The 17984-nt window shown below is 65.6% G+C and carries 16 protein-coding genes; 13 read left to right on the forward strand and 3 right to left on the reverse strand.

What is annotated here, in order from left to right; all coding sequences use genetic code 11:
- The 12 genes from DYI24_RS06840 to DYI24_RS06895 form a co-directional block, all read left to right on the forward strand.
- Positions 1 to 1284: DUF2793 domain-containing protein (locus DYI24_RS06840; RefSeq protein ID WP_164571746.1), on the forward strand; the 1284-nt coding region annotated here is incomplete at its 5' end.
- Positions 1285 to 1408: 124 nt separating this feature from the next.
- Positions 1409 to 2167 (forward strand): glycoside hydrolase family 19 protein, encoded by a 759-nt coding sequence (locus DYI24_RS06845; RefSeq protein ID WP_164571747.1) that lies wholly within the window; start codon positions 1409 to 1411, stop codon positions 2165 to 2167.
- A 2-nt stretch (positions 2168 to 2169) separates the two neighbouring features.
- The gene (locus DYI24_RS06850) at positions 2170 to 2742 is read left to right on the forward strand and encodes a 3TM-type holin (protein ID WP_164571748.1); all 573 of its coding nucleotides are present in this window, start codon (positions 2170 to 2172) and stop codon (positions 2740 to 2742) included.
- 111 nt (positions 2743 to 2853) lie between these two features.
- The gene (locus DYI24_RS06855) at positions 2854 to 3528 is read left to right on the forward strand and encodes a response regulator transcription factor (protein ID WP_011157420.1); all 675 of its coding nucleotides are present in this window, start codon (positions 2854 to 2856) and stop codon (positions 3526 to 3528) included.
- A 15-nt stretch (positions 3529 to 3543) separates the two neighbouring features.
- The gene (locus tag DYI24_RS06860) at positions 3544 to 4935 is read left to right on the forward strand and encodes an ATP-binding protein (RefSeq protein ID WP_164571749.1); all 1392 of its coding nucleotides are present in this window, start codon (positions 3544 to 3546) and stop codon (positions 4933 to 4935) included.
- A 66-nt stretch (positions 4936 to 5001) separates the two neighbouring features.
- Positions 5002 to 6039 (forward strand): S49 family peptidase domain-containing protein, encoded by a 1038-nt coding sequence (locus tag DYI24_RS06865; protein ID WP_205523403.1) that lies wholly within the window; start codon positions 5002 to 5004, stop codon positions 6037 to 6039.
- Between the two features lie 257 nt (positions 6040 to 6296).
- Positions 6297 to 6761 carry an RT0821/Lpp0805 family surface protein gene (locus DYI24_RS06870; protein WP_107343885.1) on the forward strand — a complete coding sequence of 155 codons (465 nt, stop codon included), beginning with the start codon at positions 6297 to 6299 and terminating at the stop codon, positions 6759 to 6761.
- A gap of 224 nt (positions 6762 to 6985) precedes the next feature.
- Entirely contained in the window at positions 6986 to 8389 is a 1404-nt protein-coding gene (locus DYI24_RS06875; RefSeq protein ID WP_164571751.1) for a hypothetical protein, read from the forward strand.
- Positions 8390 to 8550: 161 nt separating this feature from the next.
- Positions 8551 to 9657 carry a c-type cytochrome biogenesis protein CcmI gene (gene ccmI / locus DYI24_RS06880; RefSeq protein ID WP_164571752.1) on the forward strand — a complete coding sequence of 369 codons (1107 nt, stop codon included), beginning with the start codon at positions 8551 to 8553 and terminating at the stop codon, positions 9655 to 9657.
- 113 nt (positions 9658 to 9770) lie between these two features.
- Positions 9771 to 10274, forward strand: a complete 504-nt coding sequence (gene ccmE / locus DYI24_RS06885) for a cytochrome c maturation protein CcmE (protein WP_164571753.1) — start codon at positions 9771 to 9773, stop codon at positions 10272 to 10274.
- Positions 10271 to 12253: a heme lyase CcmF/NrfE family subunit gene (locus tag DYI24_RS06890; RefSeq protein ID WP_164571754.1), complete on the forward strand. Its 1983-nt coding sequence runs from the start codon at positions 10271 to 10273 to the stop codon at positions 12251 to 12253. The genes ccmE and DYI24_RS06890 overlap by 4 nt, the downstream gene beginning before the upstream one ends.
- Positions 12254 to 12266: 13 nt before the next feature.
- Positions 12267 to 12764: a cytochrome c-type biogenesis protein gene (locus DYI24_RS06895; protein WP_164571755.1), complete on the forward strand. Its 498-nt coding sequence runs from the start codon at positions 12267 to 12269 to the stop codon at positions 12762 to 12764.
- Between the two features lie 116 nt (positions 12765 to 12880).
- On the opposite strand, the gene DYI24_RS06900 is transcribed toward DYI24_RS06895, so the two are convergent.
- The 3 genes from DYI24_RS06900 to DYI24_RS06910 form a co-directional block, all read right to left on the reverse strand.
- Positions 12881 to 13903, reverse strand: coding sequence for a formamidase (locus DYI24_RS06900; protein WP_164571756.1), 1023 nt, complete (start codon positions 13901 to 13903; stop codon positions 12881 to 12883).
- Between the two features lie 403 nt (positions 13904 to 14306).
- Positions 14307 to 14795: a ferritin-like domain-containing protein gene (locus DYI24_RS06905; RefSeq protein ID WP_107355121.1), complete on the reverse strand. Its 489-nt coding sequence runs from the start codon at positions 14793 to 14795 to the stop codon at positions 14307 to 14309.
- 53 nt (positions 14796 to 14848) lie between these two features.
- On the reverse strand, positions 14849 to 15757 hold the full coding sequence (locus DYI24_RS06910; protein ID WP_107355122.1) for a ferritin family protein: 909 nt from the start codon (positions 15755 to 15757) through the stop codon (positions 14849 to 14851).
- A gap of 371 nt (positions 15758 to 16128) precedes the next feature.
- On the opposite strand from DYI24_RS06910, the gene DYI24_RS06915 reads away from it, so the two are divergent.
- Positions 16129 to 17700: a Do family serine endopeptidase gene (locus DYI24_RS06915; RefSeq protein WP_164571757.1), complete on the forward strand. Its 1572-nt coding sequence runs from the start codon at positions 16129 to 16131 to the stop codon at positions 17698 to 17700.
- Positions 17701 to 17984: the final 284 nt, after the last annotated feature.

Consider the following 17984-nt stretch of genomic DNA (forward strand, 5'->3'; position numbering starts at 1 on the left):
CTCGACGGTCTTGTGCAACTCGCGGTGCTGTCGTCGGCGCTGAGCACGCCGCCGCCATCGCCAAGCGAGGGGCAGCGCTGGATCGTCGCCGCGAGTGCCAGCGGCGCCTGGACCGGCAAGAGCGGGCAGGTCGCCGCTTACTACGACGGCGACTGGCGGTTCTTCGCGCCGAACCCGGGCTGGCTCGCTTACGATCTGTCGACGCAGACCCTTTTGGCGTGGAGCGGCGCGGCGTGGGTGAACGCGCTGGCGGCGTTTCAGAACCTGCCGCTGCTCGGCGTCAATACAACGGCGGATTCGAGCCGTCGCCTGGCGGTGAAGTCCGACAACGTGCTGCTGTCGAACGACGACGTCATGCCCGGCAGCGGTCATATGCGCGTGACCATCAACAAGAGCGCCGCCGCGAGAGACGCCGGGCTGATCCTGCAGGACAATTGGAATTCGCGGGCGCTGCTCGGCCTGCTCGGCAGCGACGACTTCGTCGTCAAGCTGACGCCGGATGCGACGAATTACTACGCGAGCCTGCGCGGATGGTCGGCGCTACATGGCCGGCTCGATCTGAAGGACGCGCGGCGCCGTCAGCCACTGCAATGGTCGCCGCGGCCGGGCAGCGCCTCACTTGATATCATCGGCCTCGGCGCCACGCTCACCGGCACCGCGACCGCGGTCAGCCCGTCGGCCGGCAATCTGTTCCTGTCGTCGCCGCGGCTCGATCTCGTCTCCGCCGCGAGCAGCGGCGCATCGGCCGGGGTGAGCGGATCGGCGCTGACGCTGTGGCGCGGCAATGCCGCCAGCCTCGGCGGCTTCTATCTGCTGATGCGGTTCGGCATCGAGTGGTTTCAAACCAATTGCCGGCTGTTCGCCGGGCTTTATGGCTCGGCGAGCCCGATCGGCAACGTCGCTCCGAGCACGCTGCTCAACCTGATCGGCGTCGGCTTCGAGTCCGGCGATACCACGCTGTCGCTGCTTAGCAACGACGGCAGCGGTGTGGCGACAAAGACCAGTCTCGGCGCCGGCTTCCCGACCACCGGCGGGCAGGATCTGTATGAGTTGTTAGTTTCGGCCGAGCCGAACGGCAACGAGATCCGCTACCGCGTCGAGCGGCTGAATTCAGGCGATGTCGCGACCGGCGTCGTGACGAGCGATCTGCCGATCGCCACGCAATTCCTCACTCCGCATCTGTGGATGAACAACGGCAGCACCGCGGCTTCGGTCAACGTCGCGCTGTTCCAGATGTACGCCGAGCCCGCAGCATTGCTCGGCTCGCGCGGCGCGATTGGGTAACTATCAAGTCATTCGACATCGTCATTGCGAGCGAAGCGAAGCAATCCAGCGTGCCGGGCACTGAGCCTGGATTGCTTCGTCGCTACGCTCGTCGCAATGACGCTCCGCCTCAGAGGCAAATCCCATGAAAATCGACGAACCCTTGCTGCGGCGATTGTGGCCGCGGGGCGATCGGCGCGTGGCGGGACTGATTGCCGGCACCGCGGCGGCGTCGGAGAGCGTGTTTGTCCGCTTTGGCATCACCACGCCAGGACTTGCTGCGCATGTGATGGCGCAGCTCAGCCACGAATGCGGGGCCGGGCAGGAGGTCGTCGAGAATCTCGACTACACCGCGGCGCGGATGATGCAGGTATGGCCGTCGCGGTTTCCGACGCCGGCGAGTGCTGCGCCTTATGCCCACGATCCGCGGGCGCTCGCCAACAAGGTCTATAACGGCCGGATGGGCAACCGCGCCGGCTCCGACGACGGCTGGAGCTATCGCGGCCGCGGCGCGGCGCAGACCACCGGGCGCGAGGGCTACGCGCGGCTCGCCGCGCTCACCGGCCTCGACCTGGTGAACGCTCCCGACCTGCTGATCGATCCGCGCTACTTCCTGCTGTGCGGCGTCGCTGATTTCGTCGCCTGCGGCTGTCTGCCGTTCGCGCAGGCCGATGACATCGTCGGCGTCACCCGCCGGCTCAACGGCGGCACCATCGGGCTCGCCGAACGCAAGGCGTGGCTGGCGAACTGGAAGGCGGCGCTGGCCGAGACGCCGGTGGTGATCGCGCCGCCGCAGCCGTCGCCGCCGCGCACCGAAGTGGCGCCTCAATCGCAAACACAACCGCCGCCGTCGCGGTGGAGCCAAATCGTCGCCGTGCTGCGCGCGGCCTTCCGGAGGAGCTGACCATGGATTGGGCCGATCTCGCCAAACAGGTGATCGCGCTCGGCGCGCCGATTCTGGGCACCGCACTCGGCGGACCGCTCGGCGGCGCGGCGGGCAAGATCCTGTCCGATGCGCTCGGCGCGTCGGTGTCGACTCCGGAGGTGGTGCAGGCGTCGCTGCCGGCGGCCGCGCCGGAGCGGATCGTGGAGGCCGAGGCCAGGTGGTGCGAGGCGGTCCGCGCCGAGGCGGAAGCCCAGCGCACCGCGATCGCCGAAACCCAGGCGACGATCCGGGCCGAACTCGCCGCCAACGACCCGGTGCAGCGCTGGTGGCGGCCGGTGTACGCCTTCGAGCTGACCGCCGAATGCGCCGCGCTGTGGGCGGTGCTGGTGCATGAGTTCTGGACCGGCGACGTCGCCACCATCAACGCGCTGATCGGCGCCACCGCGCTCCTGGTCGCCTATTGGGGTTTCCGATTCGGCGTGCTAGGCGTCTATGTCAGCGGTCGGACCCGCGAAAAGGTCTGCGCTGCCACCGGGCAGGACAGCCCGGGTATGATCGACAGGCTGGTCAAAGCGGTCGTGAAGAAAAAGTAATCCGGCGCCGCGCCGTCGTTCACCGCGCATTCACCCCGCCGCCGCTCATCTTCACATCCGTCATGCTGTCAGCGCTTCGCCTGCCAGTGCATCAAACGACCGGAGTTGAAGGTGCGTCTGCTCGTCGTCGAAGATGACCCCGATCTCAACCGCCAGCTCACCACCGCGCTGACCGATGCCGGTTACGTGGTCGACCGCGCCTTCGATGGCGAGGAGGGGCATTTCCTCGGCGACACCGAGCCGTACGACGCCGTCGTGCTGGATATCGGCTTGCCGAAGATGGATGGCATCTCGGTGCTGGAAGCGTGGCGGCGCAACAGTCGCGCGATGCCGGTGCTGATCCTCACCGCGCGCGACCGCTGGAGCGACAAGGTGCAGGGCTTCGACGCCGGCGCCGACGATTACGTCGCCAAGCCGTTCCACCTCGAGGAGGTGCTGGCGCGGATCCGCGCGTTGCTGCGGCGGAGCGCCGGCCACGCCCAATCCGAACTGACCTGCGGCCCGGTGGTGCTCGACACCCGCACCGGCCGGGTCAGCGTCAGCGGCAACCCGGTGAAGCTGACCAGCCACGAATATCGGCTGCTGGCCTATCTGATGCACCACTCCGGCCGGGTGGTGTCGCGCACCGAACTGGTCGAGCATCTGTACGATCAGGATTTCGACCGCGACAGCAACACCATCGAAGTGTTCGTCGGCCGCATCCGCAAGAAGCTCGGCGTCGACATCATCCAGACCGTGCGCGGGCTCGGCTATCTGCTGTCGCCGCCGGCCGCGGACGCGCATTAGCGCGCCGGCGACGCGGTGACCGCCAAACCCTCCCGCCGCGGCAGTTCGCTCGCCACCCGGCTGTTCCTGTCGGCGACCGCGTGGGTGGTGGTGATCCTGGCGATCACCGGTATCGCTCTGTCGTCGGTGTATCGCGGCGCCTCGGAGCGCGCGTTCGATCGCCGGCTCAACCTTTATCTGCGCACCATCATCGCCGAGGTTGCGACCCCCGACACCACCCAGGAGGCGTTCCAGTCGATCGGCGAGCCGCTGTTCGATCTGCCGCTGTCCGGCTGGTACTGGCAGGTGGTCCGCACCGACGGCGAGAAGCCGGAAACCCGCGCCTCGCGGTCGCTGTGGGACCGCAAGCTGCCCCGGCTGGAAGATCAGGGCATCGAACTTGGCCCGTCCGGCGTACGGCACGGCTATGTCGACGGGCCGGAGGGGCAGACCCTGCGCATGGTCGAGCGGCCGGTCGATCTCGGCCTCGACGGCAAGTTCGTCGTCACCGTGGCGGGCGACGCCACCGAGATCTTCGAAGAGACCCGGACCTTCGATTACTACCTCGCCGGCACCTTCGTGGCGCTGTCGATCGGGCTGGTGCTGACCACGATCTTCCAGGTCCGGTTCGGCCTCGCGCCGCTGAAGCGGATCTCGGAGTCGATCGCCGACGTCCGGTCCGGCCGCGCCGAGCGGCTGGAGGGCCAGTTCCCGGTCGAGATCGCGACGCTGGCGCGCGAAACCAATGCGCTGATCGAAGCCAATCGCGAGATCGTCGAGCGCGCCCGTACCCATGTCGGCAACCTGGCGCACGCGATCAAGACGCCGCTGTCGGTGCTGGTCAACGAAGCGGGCGCCCGGCCGGGCGACCCGCTGGCCGCCAAGGTGATGGAGCAGGCCGAGCTGATGCGCAGCCAGGTCACCCACCACCTGGAGCGGGCCCGGATCGCGGCCCGGCTCACCGTGGTCGGCACCATCACCGAGGTCGAGCCGGTGATCGAGGCGCTGCGCCGGACCATGGAGAAGATCCACCGCGACCGCGCCATCCAGGTCCGCGCCGAGGTTACGCCCGGCCTCAAGTTCCGCGGCGAGCGCCAGGACCTCGAGGAGATGGTCGGCAATCTGGTCGACAACGCCTGCAAATGGGCGGCGGGACGGGTGTTCATCGCGGTCACCGGCAAGAAGAGCGATGAGCCGGGCGGTCCGCCCAAACTGCGGATCGTGGTCGACGACGACGGTATCGGGCTATCGGCTGAGCAGCGCGCGCTGGTCGCCCGCCGCGGCAAACGGCTCGACGAGAGCAAGCCCGGCTCGGGCCTAGGATTGGCAATTGTCGTTGATCTTGCAGCGCTTTACGGCGGCGAGCTGAAGCTCGACAACGCCCCGATCGGCGGCCTGCGCGCCGAGCTGACCCTGCCTGCCGCTTAGTGCGCGTTTTTTGGTTGTGATTTATGGCGTCTTCAACTAATCAGGAGTCATTGGATCAAGCCATTTGTGATCGCGATGGAAGAGCTTTCTGACACGACGCGGCGCCGTGCTACTCCTTTAAAAGATGCCTCGGGCCCAAATGGCGGCGAGCTTAATGGAGCAAGTTCATCAAAAGCATCGAAGTCCGAAAAGTTCGATGATGGATATGACTTTCTGCTCGTGAATGAAGATATTCGCGAGAGTACGTTCCCTGAAGTGATGGGATGCGTGAACCGCCACAAGAAAAACGACAACGTCGTTCTTATTTTGGTTACCTACGGCGGCTCTGCCAACGCTGCCTATCGGACGGCGAGACTTCTCCAGACCGTCTATGAGGACGTAGTCGCGTTCTTGCCTGCTGAATGCAAAAGCGCCGGGACCTTGCTCGTTACTGCTGCCAATTCTGTGGTGATCAGTCCATTTGGAGAAATAGGACCGTTAGACGTTCAGCTCCTGAAGCGAGACGAGTTATCGGGCCGTCGCTCGGGCCTTACTACGCGTTCTGCCCTGGAGGATCTGAAGACTCACAGCTTCGACCTTTTTGAACATTTTATGACTGAAATTATCAGCAAGAGCGGAACGGCAGTGTCATTCAGGACCGCAGCAGATGTCGCCGCGCGGGTTTCCTCCAAGCTAATGTCTCGGATATATGAGCAGATCAATCCGGATGCATTAGGCCAAGACTATCGAGATCTGAGCATCGCGATCCGATACGGAGAGCGCCTTAATCGGAAGTTTAACAATCTTCAGAAGGATGCTCTGAAACGCCTAGTGTACGACTATCCGTCACACGACTTTGTGATCGATCTTGAAGAGGCGCGCGAATTGTTTCAGCGTGTCGAGCTGCCTACGCCCGCGTTGATGCGTTTGGTCAGCTCCCGCGCTATGGACTGCTTGATCCCGAAGTACGGTAGCGATCGGCTCGTCGCGATGCTAGATGGTTCTGGGAAGAACATTGTTATAGACAAGAAGCAAGCAAATGTCGCTCAGAGGAACTCTGCAGATGCCTCAGATAGCCCAAAATCGGACGGGGGAGACGCCGCAGGAGCGCGAACAACGCCGTGAATCTCTCTTAAAGTACGGGCATATCTTTTCGGAAGCTCATAAGAGAGCTTCGACGCTTAGACATCGCGACGAATCTCTCGAGGATCAGAGCGAGGAGGCGACGCGTCGATCCAAGGTTCGTGAGCGGTAAAGCCCCCAATCAGGCCCCTTTACAAGATTTTCCAAAAATGGCGCTGCCACAGGGGCGCCAGAATTTGCATCTTGTTTTCCTTAACGGTTATGGATGTAGGCTGTTGGCCTTCGGGGAGCCGTTGGGGATGACCATGACGTCTTGGGGGGTGAAGCCGCTGTTGCTGCTCGCCGGCGCGCTGGCGCTGGCCGGGTGCGATCGCACGTCCGGGCTGGTGGCCCGGGTGGATTCCTTCACCAGCACTGCGACCTCGGATTTCGGCCGCAATGACGGCAGCGCCGCGGTCGATGCCGCCGCGATGGGTGGCCTGATCGGGCCGAAGATCGGCGCGCTGCTCAATGCCGAAGACCGCCGGCTGGCCTATGCGGCCGAGCTGGAGGCGCTCGATCGCGGCGAATCCGGCGCGCCGGTGGCGTGGAAGAACGCGTCCTCGGGCCGCTACGGCAACATCGTGCCGGGTCCGGTCTATATGAAGCAGGGCTCGACCTGCCGCGGCTATTCGCACGCGGTGACGATCGGCCAGCAGATCGAGATCTCCCGCGGCACCGCCTGCCGCGCCAATGACGGCGCGCCCTGGACCGCCCAAAGCTAGCCCTGCGTCCGCCGGTTGATGTGCTGGAAAACGAAACTTTCCAGCACCTTATCTGCGTGAGCGGCAGCGTCAGAAGAGTGTGAATCCAGCGTTCGACGCGGTCACCTCAACCCCTTCTTAACATCGCCGTGGCTATCTCTGGAGGGTAGCGCCGTGGCGTGACCGGCACCGTGCGAGCGGAGCGCAAGTCCACGCGTGCGGACAGCCTGCAAACCATTGGGCGCATGAGCCAGACACCCACCGAACGGCTGAGAGATTATCTCTCCCAGCTCCCGCCGCAGTCCCAAGCGCTGCTGATGCGGGAATTCGAGCGTGCGCTCGAACGGGGCGAAGATGTCGCGGTCGCCAGCTTCGTGCTGGAGGAGTTGCGCAAGATCGTTCGCGGCTCCGAGGACGACAACAAGCCGCGCTCCGAGGATCCGGCCCGGCTGATGTTCCGGGTGCTGGAACCGTTCCTGATCGATCCCAAGGAATCGCCGCGGCCCGGCCAGCTCCGGCGTTCGTCGCTGACCTCGGTCTGGCAGTGGCTGGAGCGTGAGGGCATTCCGGATCAGATCCGCGAATTCGAAGCCGAGCTGATCGGCCTGCGTGGCGCGCCCGCATCGCAGGTCGAGCAGCTGGTCCGCAAGCTGCAGCAGGCCGCCGCCGCTGCGATCGACAAGCTGATCAACCCTGAGCCGGGCGTCGACCGCCAGCGCACGATGTCACGCGTCGGTCCGCCGTCGGCGGTCGAAGATCTGGCGCCGATCGGCGCGGTGCTGAAGAACCGCGACGCCATCGACACCTTCAACGGCAAGCTCTCCAGCAACCTGCGGGTGTTCGGCGAGAGCCAGGTCAATTCGATGATCGCGGCGCTCAACGTGCCGGCGCTGCAGACCCCGATCCTGCTGCCGTTCGCGCTGACGCTGATCCTCAACCACCTCAACCAGCCGTGGCAGATCGTCCGGATGGCCATCAAGGTCGCGGGCTCGGACGACGAGATCAAGGTCGCCGCCACGCCTTACGGCGTTGCCGTCACCATGGCGATCCAGGATCTGGCGCGGCTCACCGCCGATCTGCGCGAGGAAATCCGCCGCGGCCACTACGGCAACGTCGCCGAGAATCTCAAAGTGATTCACGACGGCATTCGCGGCCTGCGCACCGAGCTCGACATCCGCAGCGACTCGTCGTGGGGCAAGCAGCTTGCCGCGATCCGGGTCGACATCTCCAACGCGGTGAAGTCGGAGATCGAGAGCGTGCCGGGCAGGGTGCGCCGGCTGCTGCGCCAGCGTCCCGACAAGGACATCGCCAGCGGCGCCAGGCTCGACCAGCTCGAGGTCGACGAGACTGCCGCGCTGATCGATTTCGTCGCGGTGTGCCGCACCTATGCCAGCGAGCTGGCGATCAACGAAGTGACGCAGCGGACCTATTCCGAGCTGCAGCAATATGTCGAGAAATCAACCGACGCTCTGGTGCAGTCGCTGCGCGGCTCCGATGCCCGGGTAAAGCCATTCCGGCATCAGCAGGCGCAGGCCGCGGTCCGGTTCTGCGAATTGCTGTTCAGCCACGACTATGCCTCGCTGATGAGTCGCGCGGTCGAAAACGCGATGGTTGTGGTGGAACGCAAGCCGGCTGCGCGAGCGGGCTGAACCCCCTTTGATTCAAATCAAGTTTCATCCCCTGCGGCGCCTTATCCGGTGCCGCAAATGTCAATTGCGGCTATCGTCCGACCATGGTGTAACCCGCCCGGATTTTCGACCTGCCGGGCCGGTGCCGCGGCTCCATAGTCTTCACCCGGAACCTCGCTCGAATGGCGCTTTGGTTTGTGTTCGCGATGATGACGGCCGTGGCGGTGTTCGCCGTGCTGTGGCCGCTCGGGCGTAGCGTCAAGGCGCAGCGCGATGGCAGCGAGGCGGCGGTCTACAAGGACCAGCTCGCCGAAGTCGACCGCGACGCCGCGATTGGGTTGATCGGCCCGTCCGAAGCCTCCGCCGCCAAAGTCGAGATCGGCCGCCGGCTGCTCGCCAGCGCCGAGGCCGAGCGCTCGACGCCGACCACCACCCGCCGCGGCCTGCGCCGCATGGTCGCGGTGGTGGCGCTGATCGGACTGCCGGTGCTCGCGATCGCCGTGTATCTGCCGCTCGGCTCGCCGATGCTGCCGGACGAACCGCTGGCCGCGCGGGCCAAGGCGCCGCCGAGTTCGCAGCCGCTCGACAATCTTGTGGCGCAGGTCGAGGCGCATCTGGAAAAGAACCCGACCGATGGCCGCGGCTGGACCGTGCTGGCACCGGTGCTGGCCAAGACCGGCCGGTTCGACGACGCGGCGCGCGCCTATCGCAATTCGATTACTTACGCCGGCGAGACCGCCGACCGCCGCGCCGATCTCGGCGAGGTGCTGACCTCGGCGGCGGGCGGCGTCGTCACCGCCGACGCCAAGACCGAGTTCGAGCGTGCGGTCGCGCTCAATCCGGATGAAGCCAAGGCGCGCTACTTCCTCGGCCTTGCGGCCGAGCAGGATGGCCGCCCGAAGGATGCCGCGACGATCTGGCGCGCGATGCTGGAGAAGGGTCCGGCCGACGCGCCGTGGCGGCCGATGCTGCAGACCGAGCTCGCTCGCGTCGACGGCACCGCCAAGCAGCCGGCGTTGCCGGAAGGCGCGGCCGCTGCCGTGCAGAACATGAGCGAAGCCGAGCGTGCCGCGATGATCCAGGGCATGGTCGCCAAGCTCGCCGCGCGGCTGAAGCAGAACGGCGACGATGTCGACGGCTGGCTGCGGCTGGTGCGCGCCTATATGGTGCTCGGCGACACCGACAAGGCCAAGAGCGCGCAGACCGAAGCGCGCCAGGCGGTCGCCGACAAGCCCGACCGGCTGAAGCAGCTCAACGACGGCCTCAAGGGCCTCGGGCTCGACGGCTGACGATTGCAGCACGAACGATGTGTTTTCGACATCTTCGTCAGACAAACACTTCGAGCGACGCCGCGAAGCGTCGCTTGTGAACATCCGGTAGAGGACGCCGAGGCGAACGAACCATGACGCGTAAACAGCGGCGGTTGTTGATGATCGGGGGCGCGGGCGTGGTGCTCGTGATTGCGGTGGGCTTGGTGCTCAACGCGCTGCGCGACTCGATCGTGTTCTTCTCGACGCCGAAGATGGTGGCCGAACAGCACATCGAGGCCGGCCGACGGTTCCGGCTCGGCGGCGTGGTCGAGCCCGGCTCGCTGCAGCGTGGCGAGCAACTGAGGGTGTCGTTCAAGGTCACCGACGGCAGTGCCACTCTGCCGGTCGCCTACAAGGGCATCCTGCCGGATCTGTTCCGCGAAGGGCAGGGCGTGATCGCCGAAGGCTCGCTCGACAAGGCCGGCGTGTTCGAAGCCGACACCGTGCTCGCCAAGCACGACGAGAAGTACATGCCGAAGGAAGTCGCCGACGCCTTGAAGAAGGACGGCCACTGGAAGGACGATTACGGCAAAAAGTCGCCCGGTGAGGCGACCGCCGGCCAGACCTCGGCGAATGCGGCGGAGGGCGGCAAATGATCGCCGAGGCCGGGCACTACGCACTGGTTCTGGCGCTGGCTCTGGCGCTGATTCAGTCCACCGTTCCGCTGCTCGGCGCCCGGCTCAATGACGGCGCGCTGATGAACGTGGCGCGCTCGACCGCGCTGGTGCAGCTGTTGTTCGCCGGCCTGTCGTTCACCGCGCTGGTGTGGCTGCACGTCACCTCCGACTTCTCGGTGGTGAACGTCTACGAGAACTCCCACTCGATGAAGCCGCTGCTCTACAAGATCACCGGCGTGTGGGGGAACCACGAAGGCTCGATGCTGCTGTGGGTGGCGATCCTGGCGCTGTTCGGCGGCCTGGTCGCGGCGTTCGGCAACAACCTGCCGCTGTCGCTGCGCGCCCACGTGCTGGCTGTTCAGGGCTGGGTCGCGACCGCGTTTTATCTGTTCATCCTGATCACTTCGAACCCGTTCGCGCGGATGGCCAATGCGCCGGCCGAAGGTCGCGATCTCAATCCGGTGCTGCAGGATATCGGCCTCGCGGTGCATCCGCCGATGCTGTACCTCGGCTATGTCGGGTTCTCGATCTCGTTCTCGTTTGCCGCCGCGGCGCTGATGGAGGGCCGGCTCGACGCCGCCTGGGCGCGCTGGGTGCGGCCGTGGACGCTGATCGCCTGGATCTTCCTCACCCTCGGCATCGCGATGGGCTCGTATTGGGCCTACTACGAACTCGGCTGGGGCGGCTGGTGGTTCTGGGACCCGGTCGAGAACGCTTCGCTGATGCCGTGGCTTGCCGGCACCGCGCTGCTGCATTCGGCACTGGTGATGGAGAAGCGCAACGCGCTGAAGGTCTGGACCATCCTGCTGTCGATCCTGACCTTCTCGCTGTCGCTGCTCGGCACTTTCCTGGTCCGCTCCGGCGTGCTCACCTCGGTGCACGCCTTCGCCACCGATCCGTCGCGCGGCGTATTCATCCTGATCATCCTGTGCGTGTTCATCGGCGGCAGCCTGACGCTGTTCGCCTGGCGCGCGTCGTCGCTGAAGCAGGGCGGTCTGTTCGCGCCGATCTCGCGCGAAGGCTCGCTGGTGCTGAACAATCTGTTCCTCACCACCGCCTGCGCCACCGTGTTCGTCGGCACGTTGTATCCGCTGGCGCTGGAAGTGCTGACCGGCGACAAGATCTCGGTCGGCGCGCCGTTCTTCAATCTCACCTTCGGCCCGCTGATGGTGCCGCTGCTGGTCGCGGTGCCATTTGGTCCGCTGCTGGCCTGGAAGCGCGGCGATCTGATCGGCGCCGCGCAGCGGCTGATCGCCGCCGGCGTGGTGGCGCTGCTGGCGGTCGCCTTCGTGTACGCCTGGGTCCATGGCGGCGCGGTGCTGGCGCCGCTGGCGATCGGGCTGGCCGTGTTCGTGATCGTCGGCGCGCTGGTGGATATCGCCGAGCGCATCGCGCTGTTCCGCGGTCCGCTGTCGATCTCGCTGCGCCGCGCCTCCGGCCTGCCGCGCTCGGCCTGGGGCACGATGTTCGCCCATGCGGCGCTCGGCGTGACGCTGATCGGCATCGTCTGCGAGAGCACCTGGAACAGCGAATACATCGCGGCGATGAAGCCGGGCGACAGCACCAAGCTCGCCGGCTACGAGTTCAAGTTCGAAGGCGCCAACCAGCGCCAGGGCCCGAACTACCGCGAATTGCTGACGCAGTTCACCGTCACCGAAAACGGCCGTCTGATCGGCGGGATGGCGCCGTCGAAGCGCAGCTTCATCACCCGCGGCTCGTCGACCACCGAGGCGGCGCTGCTGACCCGCGGCTTCAGCCAGCTCTACGTCTCGCTCGGCGACATCAACGAGCAGGGCGCGGTGACGGTGCGGATCTATCACAAGCCGATGGTGCTCTTGATCTGGTTCGGCCCGATCCTGATGGCGCTCGGCGGCCTGCTGTCGTTGTCAGATCGCCGCTTGCGGGTCGGCGCGCCGAAGCCCGCCAAGGCGCCGCGCGTGCTGCAGCCGGCCGAGTAGGGTGGAGAGACCGATGCGGAAACTGCTGGCCGCTCTGTTGATCGCGGGTTCGACCATCGTTGCGGCGCCGCTGGCGCATGCGGTGCAGCCCGACGAGGTGATGGCCGATCCGGCGAAGGAAGCACGCGCGCGCGAGCTGTCGCGCGAGCTGCGCTGCATGGTGTGCCAGAACCAGTCGATCGACGATTCCGACGCGACGCTCGCCAAGGATTTGCGGCTCTTGGTGCGCGAGCGGATCGCGGCCGGCGACAGCAACAAGCAGGTGATCGATTATCTGGTGTCGCGCTACGGCGAGTTCGTGCTGCTCAAGCCGCGGTTCGAGACGCACACGCTGCTGCTGTGGCTGCTGCCGCCGCTGGTGCTGGTCGCCGGCGGCCTCGGCCTGTGGCTGCACATCCGCCGCCGCGGCCGCGACGCCGCCCGCGCCACCGAAGTGTCAAAGCCGCTCAGCGCCGACGAACAGGCCCGGATCGACAAACTGCTGGCCGAGGGCGCGGATCAAGCGCGCTAACCTTGCCGCAGAGTGGCGAAGTGTTGGAGGGCGGTCCGGCATTCAAGCCCCCTTCACTCAAGGACCCGGTCGCCGTGGCGGCCGGGTCTCCCTTGAGATGACGAGATCGGTGGGAGCTACTCCGCCGCGATCGGCTTCGGCATCGGACCGAGCTTGACGCCGTCCGGATAATACTTCCAGCCGTCACGGACCTTTATCTTGTCGTCCCAGGGAAGCTTGTAGTTGCCCTCGGCGAGATCACGTACCCAGGTCAGGTAGTTTGCCTTCTCGCCGCCGGGCTTGCCGACATAGGCGCGGCAGCCGAGGTTGAAGATGTTGTTCTCCAGCGCCCAGTTCTCGCGCGCCTTGTCGACCAGGCGGGGGAACAGCTCGGCGGTGACGATCTCCCAGGGATTGCGGTGGCCCTGCTGGATGACGTTGCCGTCGTAATTGCACACCGTACCTTCGCCGAAGTAATAGAACACGCCGTCGTAGCCGGCTAGGTTGACCGACATGGTGTACATCAGGTTCTGCCAGGCGTTGGTCCGGTTGGTCCAGATCCATTGATCGTTGACCTGGGTCGAATAGCCGGAGATCCGGATGTAGACGTTGGCGCCCTTGTAGGCGGCCTCACGCGCCAGCTCCGGGAACATGCCGTCGTGGCAGATGCAGACCGCCAGCTTGGAGCCCTTCGGGCCGTCGCACACCGGCATGCCGTAATTGCCCGGCGACCACGGCTCGATCGGCACCCACGGCTGCAGCTTGCGATAATGCAGCGCCAGTTCGCCGTCGGCGTTGATGATGATCGCGGTGTTGAACGGCGGCAGCGACGGATCGTCGTTGCGCTCCATCAGCGAGAACACGCCCCAGACCTTGTTGCGCTTGCACGCCGCCTTGAAGGCGCCGATCTCCGGCGAATCCACCGTCAGCAGCATCTCGTCATAGGTCCAGATCGCGGTGTTGAGACCTTGAGTCGAATATTCGGGGAACACGATCAGATCGAGATCGGGGTAGCCGGCTTTGGTGGTGTCGACCGCGCGGCAGATCTGCTTCACCTGGGTTTGGATATCCTTCGGCCCGCTGACCACCGGCACGGGATATTGGATCATTGCGACGAGCAGGGCTTCGTCCCACGCGCTTACGCTTCCGGTACTTGCCATAACTTGGCTCCATGTAACGTTAGAACGTCAGGTCTATGGAACCGCAGCGGTCGGTGGCGAATACGCTGTTCTACGTAACGTGCTTCGTAATCTTGAGCAGAGACGATCGGATAATGCTTTCAGTCCGTCTCGGTTACCGCCTCCGTCATGAAAACGGATCTGACAGGCGGTGGTAGTTGGCGAGATCGAAGATCGTGGCAGGATCTGGATTGGCCAGCCATCGCTCCATCACGGTGATAACGCGGTCGCGATCATCGATGCGAGCATGCCGACGATTGCGATCTGCTGGCCACGAATGCTGCACCGTGTCTTGCGATCAGATCGCAGCAAATAGTGGCGAGGCCGTCGTCGGCCTCGCGCAGTTCGATCGGCTGGCAGTCGGCGGGGCTAGGAGCCGCCGCGGCTAGAACGGCGTAATTTCCATCGGCAGCGGCTTGCCGGCTTTGTGCAGCGCGATCCAGCGGTGCAGTTCGGCGACGTGACCGCTTTCCTCAGCGACGAACTCCTTGGCCAGCATCTTGATCTCGGGGTTGTCGGTGGTGTCGAGCACGTTCTTGTACCAGTCGAACGCACCGGTTTCCGCTTCCAGCGCGATCTGCAGCGCGAGGTCGCGGCCGATGAACGGGTCGGTGCCCCAGATCGCGGCGGCTTCCGGGCTTTCGAGGCCAGGCCATTGGAAGTCGCCGGGCTCCATCTGCGGGATGTCGCGGAAGCCGGCACGTGCCTGCGCGTCGGCCTGATGCATCCGCGAGTAGTCCGCGAGCTGGCGGAACAGCTTCGATACTTCCTTGTTGCCGCAACTATCCATCGCGTCGGCGAGCTGACCGAACCGCAGCGCGGCTTCCTGCTCGAGCTTGATCGAATGCGCCAGAAACTCTTCGACTGTTTCCATCGTCGTCTCTCCTTGTTCGGCCGTCGCCGGAGTGGCGACGGCCGTCGCTGTCGTCAGGCGTTCTCCGCAGCCTTGGAGGCGTGCTTGAGCGACCATTCCTCCTGGGTGATCCAGGCCTCGAGAATGCGGACGTGCTCGGCTTCTTCGTTGACGAATTCCTTGGCCGCCGCGGCGACCTCGGGCGATTTGGTGGTGGCTTCGACCGCGCGATAAAACTCGTAGCCGCGGCGCTCGCCCTGCAGCGCAGCCTTCAGCGCGCCGAGCCGGGTGAGGGTGGTGTCGGAGGCCCACACCGCGGCGCGTTCCGGCGTCGCGTGGTCGGGCCAGGCGTAGTCCGGCGGCACGTTCTTGCTGAGGTCGACGCTGCCAGCGCGCGACTTCACTTCGGCCAGGTGCAGCCGCGAGAAGTCGGCGAGCTGCGCGAACAGCTTCGCCACCGGCGCGTTGCCGGCATCCGCCATCGCCTTGGCGAGGCTGTCGTAGTGCAGCGCGGCGTCTTCCTCGACCTTGGCGGCGTAGCTGAAGAACTCCTGCGGCGTGTTGATCTCCATGCCGCCTTTGTAGTGCGCGGCGGCCGGCGTCACGGCGAGGCGCTGCGGCTTGGTCTTGTCGCCCTCGAACCGCACCAGGATGTCTTCGTTGCGGACGAAGCACTGGCAGGCGAGGCGATAGCGCGGCGGGATGTCGTTGACTTCGGCGTTGGCGATCTCGTCCTTGGTGATCTTGCCGAGCTGGCGCAGCACTTCCTTTTCCTTCTCGGTCAGCGCCACCGCCGACTTCGCTTTCGGATTGAAGTGCTCGACCTGCACCAGGCAGGAGCCGCATTCGCCGTCCTGGCAATCGAATGGAATCGGAATGTTGTGCGATTTCGCAACCGCCAGAATGGTCCCGCGATCGCCCGCCACCGCATATACGGTGACGTCCTTCGCCATGACCGGGGATGAGAAGGTAATGTTCGCCACGTCGCACTCTCCTGTCGTCAGGGGTTGATCGACGCCGTGCTGGCGCCCTCCGGCAGCGCCTTGGCAAGAACCAGGCCAGCAGTGATCACTAAGTAATTCAGTTAGTTGCAGCGCATGGGCGGTCCCCGGCTGCGACCAAAGGCGGATCGGATTCCCGACACGAATGTACGAACGGCGACAATTCTGCGGGCCGAGGCAGGGCGGGTAAGCGACCATCCGTCGCGGCCCGCGGCGGCCGAATACCGCCAAAATTACAAAAGTTTAATTCCCTCGCCAGACCGCCGTAAGGCTCCAGCCCCCATCTTCCGAAGCAACGGTGCTGATGATCAGTCCGCACCTTCCGTTTCAACTGGTCTTCGGAGCCTCACGCAATGCACGATCGTCGTCCCGTCCTGTCCACGCAGTCTTCGCACCGGCCGTTGTCGAGGTCGCTGCTGTCGGCGCGCAAGTTCGCGCTGATGGCCTCGGTGGTCGCCGGTCTCGGCGCGGGCGCTGTCGGGCTCGGCCATGGTCCGTTCGATCTGATCGCCACCCCGGCGCATGCGCAGCAGGTCGGCGCCAACGTCCAGCCGTCGCAGCAGCCGGTCGGTTTCGCCGACATCGTCGACAAGGTGAAGCCGTCGGTGATTTCGGTGAAGGTCAACATCGCCGACAAGATGGCCAAGAACGAAGACCGCGAGGACTTCTCGCTGCCGCCCGGCTCGCCGATGGAGCGCTTCTTCCGCCGGTTCGGCGGTGAGATGCCCCCCGGCCTGCGCGGCCATCGCGGCGGCGGCATGATCACCGGCCAGGGCTCGGGCTTCTTCATCTCGGCCGACGGCTACGCGGTGACCAACAATCACGTGGTCGAAGGCGCCGACAAGGTCGAAGTCACCACCGACGACGGCAAGACTCACAAGGCCAAGGTGATCGGTACCGATCCGCGCACCGACTTGGCGCTGATCAAGGTCGAAGGCGCGTCGAACTTCGCCTACGCCAAGCTGTCGGAAGGCAAGCCGCGGATCGGCGACTGGGTGCTGGCGGTCGGCAATCCGTTCGGCCTCGGCGGCACCGTCACGGCCGGCATCGTCTCGGCGATGGGCCGCGACATCGGCAACGGTCCGTATGACGATTTCATCCAGATCGACGCGCCCGTGAACAAGGGCAACTCCGGTGGCCCGGCGTTCAACACCGCGGGCGAAGTGGTCGGTGTCAACACCGCGATCTACTCGCCATCGGGCGGCAGCATCGGCATCGCGTTCTCGATCCCGGCCAACACCGTCAAGGCAGTGGTCGAGCAGCTCAAGGATCGCGGCACGGTGAGCCGCGGCTGGATCGGCGTGCAGGTGCAGCCGGTGACGCCGGAGATCGCCGACAGCCTCGGCCTGAAGAAGGCGGAAGGCGCGCTGGTCGCCGAGCCGCAGTCGAACGGCCCCGCCGCCAAGGCCGGCATCGAGTCCGGCGACGTGATCACCGCGGTCGACGGCACCTCGGTGAAGGACGCTCGCGAGCTCGCCCGCACCATCGGTGCGTTCGCGCCGGGGCATTCGGTGAAGCTCACCGTGTTCCACAAGGGCAAGGAGCGTGAGCTGACGCTGACGCTCGGCGAACTGCCGAACAAGATCGAAGCCAGCAACAATACCGACCGCGGCGATCGCGGCGGCGCCAATCAGGGCCTCGACCTGCCCAAGCTCGGCCTGACGCTGGCTCCGGCCAGCTCGGTCGCCGGTGCCGGCAAGGACGGCGTGGTGGTCACCGACGTCGACCCGAAGGGCGCCGCGGCCGATCGCGGGTTCAAGGAAGGTGACGTGATCCTCGAGGTCGCCGGCAAGAATGTGTCGAGCCCGGCGGATGTCCGCGACGTGCTCGCCACCGCGAAGACCGAGAACAAGAACAGCGTGCTGGTCCGGGTCCGCAGCGGAGGCGCCTCGCGCTTCGTCGCGATCCCGATCGCCAAGGGCTGATCGCCCGCGCTGCGAAATTGGAGAGTGTCGCCGGCAATCGTCGCCCCCAGCCGACGGCGCTGTCCCGGGGACGGGTCGCAACCCCGCTCGTCCCCGCCTTTACACCTTCCGGAAGGAGTTCAGCCCCCCTCCGTCGGAAGGTCTAGGCGGGCGGTGGAGTCCCCCAGCTCCATCGCCCGTTCCCCCCTTGGGGTCCGATCGAGCCGCCTTGCAAGGAGGCTGAAGCCGCGTCATGTTGCATCAGAGCCCGCAGAGTTTGAACAAATCCGACAGCAATATGCGTC

The sequence above is a fragment of the Rhodopseudomonas sp. BR0C11 genome (genome assembly GCF_010820945.1).
Classification (GTDB): Bacteria; Pseudomonadota; Alphaproteobacteria; order Rhizobiales; family Xanthobacteraceae; genus Rhodopseudomonas; species Rhodopseudomonas palustris_H.

Bases quoted from the DNA above. Each gene is read 5' to 3' on its own strand.
- ccmE (WP_164571753.1), top strand. From the start codon at position 9,771: ATGACGCGTAAACAGCGGCGGTTGTTGATGATCGGGGGCGCGGGCGTG.
- DYI24_RS06915 (WP_164571757.1), top strand. From the start codon at position 16,129: ATGCACGATCGTCGTCCCGTCCTGTCCACGCAGTCTTCGCACCGGCCG.
- DYI24_RS06870 (WP_107343885.1), top strand. From the start codon at position 6,297: ATGACCATGACGTCTTGGGGGGTGAAGCCGCTGTTGCTGCTCGCCGGC.
- DYI24_RS06895 (WP_164571755.1), top strand. From the start codon at position 12,267: ATGCGGAAACTGCTGGCCGCTCTGTTGATCGCGGGTTCGACCATCGTT.
- DYI24_RS06850 (WP_164571748.1), top strand. From the start codon at position 2,170: ATGGATTGGGCCGATCTCGCCAAACAGGTGATCGCGCTCGGCGCGCCG.
- ccmI (WP_164571752.1), top strand. From the start codon at position 8,551: ATGGCGCTTTGGTTTGTGTTCGCGATGATGACGGCCGTGGCGGTGTTC.
- DYI24_RS06890 (WP_164571754.1), top strand. From the start codon at position 10,271: ATGATCGCCGAGGCCGGGCACTACGCACTGGTTCTGGCGCTGGCTCTG.
- DYI24_RS06905 (WP_107355121.1), bottom strand. From the start codon at position 14,795: ATGGAAACAGTCGAAGAGTTTCTGGCGCATTCGATCAAGCTCGAGCAG.
- DYI24_RS06900 (WP_164571756.1), bottom strand. From the start codon at position 13,903: ATGGCAAGTACCGGAAGCGTAAGCGCGTGGGACGAAGCCCTGCTCGTC.
- DYI24_RS06845 (WP_164571747.1), top strand. From the start codon at position 1,409: ATGAAAATCGACGAACCCTTGCTGCGGCGATTGTGGCCGCGGGGCGAT.
- DYI24_RS06875 (WP_164571751.1), top strand. From the start codon at position 6,986: ATGAGCCAGACACCCACCGAACGGCTGAGAGATTATCTCTCCCAGCTC.